Annotated in this window: 5 protein-coding genes; all 5 read left to right on the top strand. The window is 29.9% G+C overall.

The features are described from left to right. Positions 1 to 128: 128 nt before the first annotated feature. Positions 129 to 848, top strand: coding sequence for a hypothetical protein (locus tag JOC47_RS15190; protein WP_204703279.1), 720 nt, complete (start codon positions 129 to 131; stop codon positions 846 to 848). 99 nt (positions 849 to 947) lie between these two features. After that, positions 948 to 1319 (top strand): hypothetical protein, encoded by a 372-nt coding sequence (locus JOC47_RS15185; protein WP_204703277.1) that lies wholly within the window; start codon positions 948 to 950, stop codon positions 1317 to 1319. A 222-nt stretch (positions 1320 to 1541) separates the two neighbouring features. After that, positions 1542 to 2681: a hypothetical protein gene (locus JOC47_RS15180; RefSeq protein WP_204703275.1), complete on the top strand. Its 1140-nt coding sequence runs from the start codon at positions 1542 to 1544 to the stop codon at positions 2679 to 2681. 913 nt (positions 2682 to 3594) lie between these two features. Then, on the top strand, positions 3595 to 4083 hold the full coding sequence (locus tag JOC47_RS15175; RefSeq protein WP_204703273.1) for a dual specificity protein phosphatase family protein: 489 nt from the start codon (positions 3595 to 3597) through the stop codon (positions 4081 to 4083). A 22-nt stretch (positions 4084 to 4105) separates the two neighbouring features. Further along, positions 4106 to 4504: a hypothetical protein gene (locus JOC47_RS15170; protein WP_204703271.1), complete on the top strand. Its 399-nt coding sequence runs from the start codon at positions 4106 to 4108 to the stop codon at positions 4502 to 4504. Positions 4505 to 4760: the final 256 nt, after the last annotated feature.

Raw genomic sequence — 4760 nt, 5'->3', positions numbered from 1 at the left:
ATGGGGCAGGGTTGTAGTACTGACTTATGAAATTTAGGAGAATAGGCGAAGTATAGGAGCAGTAGCGAGACGTCGCGAAGCCCAGGGACGTTATCAGACATAGCATTTCAAATTTGGGAGGGTTAGTCATGAATTGGAAAGAAATAGAAAGGGTGGATGATGGTTTTTCGGGAAAGAAGAAGAGTATGAAAGTTCCAAGGCAATGGGTTTATGAGCACTATTATGAAATATTCAATTTGTTATTTAGAATAGAAAATGCTTTAAGGATTTTAGTATATATAGTTTTAAAAGAAAAATTTCAAGGTGGATGGGATGATATACAAATTACTAGTGATGATAATCAACAAGGAACAATTAGTTCAATTGCTAAAAGAAGAATGAACCAAGATGAAGATTTTGGTTATTTAGGATATTCAGTAACTTGTCCTATTATGTATCTTACTAGTGGAGAACTTATAGGTATAATAATTTCTGATTCTTACTGGGAACATTTTAATGATTATTTTAACTGCAAAAGAAAACTGGTTAAAACTAAATTGGATGAAATAAGTAATGTAAGAAATGCTTTAGCACATTTTAGACCTTTAAAAAAAGAAGATGTGGAATTAGTTAAGCAAAATGCGAGTCATATTTTAAATTCTGTTGAAGATGGTCTTATGAATATATTTAAAATAAATGATATAGTTCCAACTAATACTGAGGAAGAGTGGTATAGTTCTTTAAATAATCTTGAAAGTGAATACTGCGATTTATCTTTTAAACAAAGTCCAAATAAAGAATGGATAAAAATAAATATTAATTATTGTTGCCCAATAATTAATAATAAGAAGAACTTTATTGGCAATTGAAAATATAAAATATTAGATATAGTTTCCTCTAATATTTTATCTCAATTTCCTGGTTATAAAGATAATATTATTTTTATTTCTGAGAATATATTTTCTACTATGAGTGAGGAAAAATTGGACATTTCCAAAAAGATTTCACTGCATTTTAGTAGAGATGTTATAAGAGAGCGCTATGATGAAGTTGCTGAACTTTTGAAAAGAACATTGAGTTTTATAAAAGAAGAAACTAATTTGATTAAAAAAGATAATTTAGCTAGAGGAAAATTAATAGTTGCTTCAGAAGTAAGAGTATCTAAAAACGAAAATGATTATTGGGATATACAAGACGAGAATCTCAAGTATGAAATAACAGAGAAAACACCCCCAGAATATTGGGGAGATTTTAATGTTTTAAGAGAAAATTTTATTTCTGATATTCAGAATTATCCTTGGATGCCAGTATCAATATCTGATTTCGTAATACCGTTTTAGGGGGTACTATGCATAGAAATGCTACGTCTGATAACAGCAACTTAGCGACATCTAGGTGCAGAGGATAGAGCAGGGTCATGCAATGACTTATGAAATTCAGGAGGATAAGCAAAAGTAGAGGAGCAATAATGAGACGTCGCGAAGCTGCGGGACGTTATGTGACATTCCTACTTATTATTTTATCATTGGGAGTAAATATTGTAATTTGGAAAGGGGTTAAAAATGTCTTTGTTTTTTAGTGAAATTAATAATTTATCTACTCCTCGAAGTAAGAATGAATTAATATCTTTAGATACAGATTATGCTTATGGTGTTCTTGGTAGGTTTGCAGAAGGGTTATTACTTAATGAAAAAATTAATATAAAAATAGCTGGTCCAGCTTTATCACTGGTTGTCTTGCTTAGATGGTTTGGGCATAAACCAACTACAAAGCTTATTAATAATGGAATAATTGAGTTTTCTTTTTATCCTGGTACTTTTTCTTATATTACTGAAGATAATAAAAAAACTTTATCTCTTAGCACAAATACAGGTTTAAACTGGATGAAAGGTAATGGAGAAGGTTGGAACAATATATATGATTCTGTAATGATAGCTTTGGTTGAACAATTAAATTATTCTCAAGGTAAAGCAAGGAGATTTAGTAGAAGAGTTGCTAAGCAAACTAAAGATATTTCTGATGAAGAAATATTTCAAGAGGCAAAAGAAATTACATATAAAAATGCATCAAATTTAATGAAAAATAATATTGAAAATAATGAAAGTCTTAAGAAATTTAACAGGAGAGAAAATCAGAAAGAGATTAATAGAATATTAGATATTTCTAGTTCCTATTTAAATTTTATTATATCATCATACTTAAATTGTACAGATATTTATGGTAATCAAATTACATGGGAAGTAATTAATGATTTCTATCAGAGAAAAATTCCTAAGAATAATCTAGATGATTTTTCATATAAGTTAGACAAAATTTTAAATTTTGAAGAAATACCTAATATCCAAGAGTTGATAAAACAGGGATGGGATATAAATAATATTTTAGAAATTAGAGAAGATGATAATATAGAAGAGTTTAGAAAATGGTTAAAAAATGATGTTCCTGAATCCTCTGATGTAGAGATAGTAAAAGCATATTATGAAACTTTCAAAAATAAATTTTCTGAAAAAATACCTGTTAAAGCATTGAGAATTGGTATACCAACTTGTTTAGGTTTGCTTGGTCCTATAGGAGGAATAGCTGGTTCTTTATTATCAGTGCTTGATGGTTTTTTAGGAGATAAACTAATTAATGGTTGGAATCCAAAAATATTTATAGATAATAATTTCAAATATGAGCATAAAGAAATTAATGATAATTAATTTTATTGTTTGAAGAGTAGGAACATCACATAACAGCAACTTAGCGACATCTAGGTGCAGAGGATAAGGCAGGGTTACGCGCTGACTTATGAAATTTAGGAGAATAAGCAAAGTAGAGGAGCATTAGCGAGACGTCGCGAAGCTGCGGGACGTTATGCGACAGATCAAGTTAAAAACATAAAAGATCGAAAACACTTGGGTAAAACAAAAGTTCATAAAGACTTAAATTCTTTTAAAACCACTTATAAAAGATTGAAAATCATTTTAAAAAACTTGTTTTCATTATTGGAAGTAAAAATTTCATATCGGCTTAACTTTCAAATAGTGGGGTAAAAAGTGTGATGTAAGATCTTATAATAAAAAAACACTTGGTTAAACCTAAAATCATAGAACCTTTAGACCTTCTTGGAAAAACATTTTGGGAAACATAAAAGAGGTAAAAGAATTAAAGAACATTTGGGTAAAGCAGAAAAAAGCATAACCTTTAAACCTTCTGGGGAAACATTTTGAAAACACAAAAAAGATAAAAAAACATTTGGTAGAACTAAAAAAGTACCCCCTTAAAACTTTTAAAAGATTTGGGGTAAAGCATAAAAAAATAAAGATATTAGGGGGCAATCAAAACCTTATGGAAAAGAGTAAAAGAATTGAAAACCTAATATAAATTATCTTTTTCATTATTGAGAATTGCAATTTAAGATTCTTTTAAGTTTTAAAGTGAAAGGGGAAGGCAACTTGAACCATCGCATAACATAGGGTTAGCGACATCATAAGTGTTAGAGATTATTGTTGCCGCAATGACTTATAAAATTTAGGTTTATAATTAGTAATGAAAGAAATATATGACGTCGCGAACCCCAGGGACGTTATACGCAATTGCTTTTATAACTTTTTATCATAGAAAGGTGATAAGATGAAAGAGATTCATGATAATTTGTTTATTGGAGACCAAAGTGATTATGAAATAGAGGTGAAAGGAAAGAAAGGATGGAGCATTGTTCATGCATGTAAAGAACCTTACCACCGTAAAGCTTTGGGATATAAAGGAAGAGGGGCTCCGAAAAATCATCCGGAGTATTTAGTTGCGAAGAGGAAAAATAGATTAATATTAAATTTGATAGATCCAGATAATCCTAATTATATACCTAAAGAAATTATAGATAAAGCTATAAAATTCATTGAAAAAAATTTAAATGAAGAAAGAAAAGTATTAGTCCATTGCAATAAAGGAGAATCACGTTCTCCTAGTATTGGATTGCTTTATTTAGCAATTAACGGATATATTTCAGATGAATCATTTCAGTTGGCTAGTGAAGAGTTTGTTTCTATTTATCCACGTTATAATCCAGGGTTAGGAATTAAAAAATTTTTGATTAATAACTGGGATGTATACTGCAGTTAAGATATTTTAAGGAGGATTAAAAGTGAGCAAATGCGGCTATTGTGAATCTCCTGAAAGAAAAATTTGGCCTCCAATTAATGGATCACCTAATTTGAAAGAACTAAAAGTTGGAAATTGGATTACATTGTTAGAATGTGGATCATGTAATACTTTATGGTGTGAAGTTCATTATGAACCATATGGGAGCTTTAGATATTTGATTATATGGGATTTGACTAAAGAAGATTGGATTAAACTATATAACTTAGATAATGGAGAAATATTAAAAAAGTGGCATGCTCAACAAATTAGATTATTATGGAAGGAACTCTCTGAAAAAGAACAGAATGCAATTAGAAATCATAGAAAAAGGAGTAATGGGATTAATCCAATAGATAAAAGTACTGAGGAAGAAATACCAGATTTAAAAGAATTAATTTAATTTTTATAGATAGTTTTTGGGTAATCGACGCAACTGCGTATAACATGGGGTTAGCGACATATGAGCCATGGTTTAAGCGCTGCGGCTGACTTATGTCAGTAGGATATTATTTTAAAGGAAAAAAATCAGTTGTATCGAAGGCAAGCTCATACGTCGCGAACCCCAGGGACGTTATGCGAAATCCATATAACTCTTGAAAGGAGGAAGACTATATGCCGGTAAATAGATCAATTATAAAATGTGAAGTTTGTGAAAG

The sequence above is a fragment of the Halanaerobacter jeridensis genome (assembly GCF_016908315.1).
Lineage (GTDB): Bacteria > Bacillota > Halanaerobiia > Halobacteroidales > Halobacteroidaceae > Halanaerobacter > Halanaerobacter jeridensis.
This window is presented reverse-complemented; position numbering and strand designations above follow the sequence as displayed.

Bases quoted from the DNA above. Each gene is read 5' to 3' on its own strand.
- JOC47_RS15190 (WP_204703279.1), top strand. From the start codon at position 129: ATGAATTGGAAAGAAATAGAAAGGGTGGATGATGGTTTTTCGGGAAAG.
- JOC47_RS15185 (WP_204703277.1), top strand. From the start codon at position 948: ATGAGTGAGGAAAAATTGGACATTTCCAAAAAGATTTCACTGCATTTT.
- JOC47_RS15180 (WP_204703275.1), top strand. From the start codon at position 1,542: ATGTCTTTGTTTTTTAGTGAAATTAATAATTTATCTACTCCTCGAAGT.
- JOC47_RS15175 (WP_204703273.1), top strand. From the start codon at position 3,595: ATGAAAGAGATTCATGATAATTTGTTTATTGGAGACCAAAGTGATTAT.